Here is a 3,230-nt window from a genome sequence, read left to right as displayed (position 1 = left end):
ACCGCAGTCATCGCCCCTATTTTAGGATAACTGTATACAACCATTTTAGTTGATTTTATTTCTCCGGTCGGGTAATTTTTTTTGGCAATTTCTTTTGACTTCTTCATGGCTTCAGCTACTTTATAGGGTTCAGGATCAAACGTAATGTCGTTGAATGAATGTCCCAGCGTTTTATTGGCATAAATATCAATTGTACCTATCAATTTTTTTTCTTTGTATACTGAGAATTGATAAAATAATTTCTGACCATTTATGTCGTAAAGCTCAACCGGTTTGGGATCAACAGATGCCCCTGTCCAGTTTTCAAAGCCTGGTGCATCGGCTGCTATGAAACTTATCATGTTCGCACTGGCATGCTTAAAAGCTTCCTCAGCAGTTACAGAATAATCTTTTTCTTCTTGTGCACTTACTGCCGGTATTAACACCATACCAACCAGCAGTGTTGTTAAAACAAGTATACCTACTCCAATTTTATTATGGTTCATTACTTTATCTCCTGTGTATCTTATACCCAGGAGGCAGAATCAGACAAGCTAAGCCTTAAATACAGACAAAGCTAACATAACTCATGCCTTTAGGGCGTGTTTTGTGGAGTTCGGGCGGTACCTGGAAAGCACTTCTGAACTCCATAAATCCCTATTATCTAACTCCTTATAAGTTTTCTGTGTAAATTCTCAAACAATTCGATTTTCGAACTGATTTTGAGTCTGTAATTGCCTGTAATAGTTCCTTGACCTTGACAGTTTGATGATTTGGCCAGAACTTATATATATATGTATATTGTCTCCTTATATATTCAAGTACTTCTCTATAAACTTCCCAATTCTACTGAATATTCTCATATATTGATTTTTGTTTAACTATTACAGTTTTGCCGCATAAAATCAGTGTTTGTATCTAATACGAGCCTGTATATATTCTAAGCCTTCTAATTTTTGGCATGTCTATTTAAAAATTATGTCTCCTATATTTTAGACAAATTATGACAAAATATCGCTCACGCCCTCACCTGCGGAATGGGCTTTTCCCAGCTCCACCTTAACAAAAACACCTCTCTACAGGTCACCAAAACCAAGCTGGACAGCCTCCAGAGAGCCGGTGTGGAGTTAATGATCCATATGTGCCCGAACTGCCATATCCAGTACGACCGCTACCAGCCYGTAATTGAAAAAGAGTATGGGGTAGAGTAYGACATGGTGCACATGAATATTGCCCAGTTMGTAGCTCTTTCAATGGGAGCAGACCCCTACAAAGTWTGCGGTTTCCAGACTCACTCCGTGCCTCTGGAAGGTTTTCTTGAAAAGGCCGGAATAATATAAAATCCAGTTTTTAAATAGAACTGGCTATCTTTTTTATTACAATGGGAGTGAAGAGGGTCACGGCTTGAAACGTTTTTAAAAATATGTATCTGATTTACTGATCATTAATATAGTCAATAGATACGGTAATAATACTTTCATTATTTTCGAGCTCGTTTTTCATTTTGACTGCATCTTCCTCCGGAATCCAATACCTGAACCCGTCCGGCTTTTCAAAGCGAATATAGCACCAGACGAACTTTTTCACCTGAGTGTCATATTTATTCAGTATCGAAAGAAACTTTTCATCATTGACAGCCTGTTCGGATACCGCGATTACGTAAGAATGTCCTTTTCGAATGCCAGTAGCAGAAGAAGATATAATCCAATCTTTATTCTCTTCTTCCATCCCTTTTCTCAATTCGCGTCTTATATCCCGATTATCTTTGTCTACCATAATGTAATATTTATTTCCCATAGAACCCGTGTTGCAATCTATGCTATAGTTCGTAGTCATGTTATAGTTGTTATAGTTTTCAAGAACATGTTTAACTTTCTATTAGGAAGTTCCGTATTCAAATCGGATGTTCATCCCACCCACCTTAAGCTCGTTGTTAGCTGGCGTTCTAATCTCACTTAGTGTGTTTGTAAACAATCCCAAAAGCACTATGAGAGTTAGAAATACAATAAAAATAGTTATTTCCTTGCTGATTTTCATACCAACACCTAAAAAAGATGTGAGGTTTTAATCCCTTTTACATACGGTTAATTTCAGAACCAGAGGCTTCAACAGTTTGTGTATCAATCCGGATAGAAAATGAACAAACGTCGCCAAGGACTTTTGAATATCCGATCCCTCCGATCCCCCTATTACTTCTTTCTGAACTTCCATCCACCGTACAGGCCGGCCAAGCTTCCCAATGACCTGAAGCTTAGAATATTATCCTTGAATATAATCGAGGCCTACAATCAAAACTTTCTCATTTTTTTCAAGCTCATTTTTTATCCTTATTGCATCCTTTTCCAGAACACAATTCTTTCCCACAACCCGGTCTGGTGATCCATTTCCAAAATGGATATAACACACGACTGCCTTTTTCAACTGAAGGTTATTTTTTTCCAGTACTGTAAGAAAATTTTCATCTGGAACAAATTCTGCAGATAACATAATTATGTTATAATTTCCTTTTTTGAGTTCAACTACAGAAGTCCAGTTTTCATCTTTCCTCAATTCATTGATTTTATCTTCATCTGCTTTTATGTAGTACTTTCCACGCGAAATATTAGAATTGCAGTCTATGGTATAATTCACAGGTATATCGTAATTCTCAAGAATGGCTTCTACTTCCGGTTCAGTAGTTTCATTTTCAAATTGAATAAATAAAGCAGCCACTTTAACTTCGTGAGATTGCTTTATCAGTATTACGATAGTTAGAATGACTATAAAAACAAGTACTACTTTGCTAATTTTATTCATATCATTCACCAAAAAAATGAGGAGTTTTAACTCCTCACATATATACGGTCAACTTCAGAACCAAATGCTTCCCAATAAGGTATACGGAAATACACAGGGTTAGGATCACCTATACGCAAATACTCATCCGAACCACTGATTTTGTATCCACGACACATTCGAGCATGACCTGTAACTCCACTCTTGAAAGGCCTTCCATTATCAATTTCATTAGTAGCTTCTTCAAAGTTAATAGAATCTTCTACATATGAATTAGGTTTATTTAATCCGCTGCTTGAATGATAATAAAGTAACTGCTCGGAATTATAAACCCCGTTAGGAGCTACCCCGTTCATCATTTCATATATAGTAGTTTGGTGAGGACTTTCATCATTGTAATATTTAGTAAGCATTTTGGCAGTTGCTGGAGCACAGTAGTAGCTCGTTATTTGCGCATATACAGTAGCACCGAGATC

4 protein-coding genes and 1 pseudogene are annotated in these 3,230 nt (G+C 36.9%); 1 reads left to right on the top strand and 4 read right to left on the bottom strand.

The window, feature by feature from the left end:
• A pseudogene (locus tag FXV91_RS12320) lies at nucleotides 1–485 on the bottom strand (GTPase - sulfate adenylate transferase subunit 1); the annotation flags it as partial.
• A gap of 531 nt (nucleotides 486–1,016) precedes the next feature.
• Here FXV91_RS12320 and FXV91_RS12315 point away from each other — a divergent pair.
• Complete coding sequence (locus tag FXV91_RS12315) at nucleotides 1,017–1,319, top strand: heterodisulfide reductase-related iron-sulfur binding cluster (protein ID WP_229390893.1); 303 nt, start codon at nucleotides 1,017–1,019, stop codon at nucleotides 1,317–1,319.
• 94 nt (nucleotides 1,320–1,413) lie between these two features.
• On the opposite strand, the gene FXV91_RS12310 is transcribed toward FXV91_RS12315, so the two are convergent.
• The 3 genes from FXV91_RS12310 to FXV91_RS12300 all read right to left on the bottom strand — a co-directional run.
• On the bottom strand, nucleotides 1,414–1,815 hold the full coding sequence (locus FXV91_RS12310) for a UPF0228 family protein (RefSeq protein WP_011032353.1): 402 nt from the start codon (nucleotides 1,813–1,815) through the stop codon (nucleotides 1,414–1,416).
• A 423-nt stretch (nucleotides 1,816–2,238) separates the two neighbouring features.
• Nucleotides 2,239–2,775 carry a UPF0228 family protein gene (locus FXV91_RS12305; RefSeq protein WP_011032354.1) on the bottom strand — a complete coding sequence of 179 codons (537 nt, stop codon included), beginning with the start codon at nucleotides 2,773–2,775 and terminating at the stop codon, nucleotides 2,239–2,241.
• A gap of 26 nt (nucleotides 2,776–2,801) precedes the next feature.
• The coding region (locus FXV91_RS12300; protein ID WP_229390892.1) for a C39 family peptidase at nucleotides 2,802–3,230 on the bottom strand (429 nt) is incomplete at its 5' end.

Source organism: Methanosarcina sp. DH2 (genome assembly GCF_020804225.1).
Lineage (GTDB): Archaea > Halobacteriota > Methanosarcinia > Methanosarcinales > Methanosarcinaceae > Methanosarcina.
The sequence above is the reverse complement of the archived record's forward strand: the minus strand, read 5'-3'. Positions and strand labels throughout refer to the sequence as shown.

Bases quoted from the DNA above. Each gene is read 5' to 3' on its own strand.
- FXV91_RS12310 (WP_011032353.1), bottom strand. From the start codon at position 1,815: ATGACTACGAACTATAGCATAGATTGCAACACGGGTTCTATGGGAAAT.
- FXV91_RS12305 (WP_011032354.1), bottom strand. From the start codon at position 2,775: ATGAATAAAATTAGCAAAGTAGTACTTGTTTTTATAGTCATTCTAACT.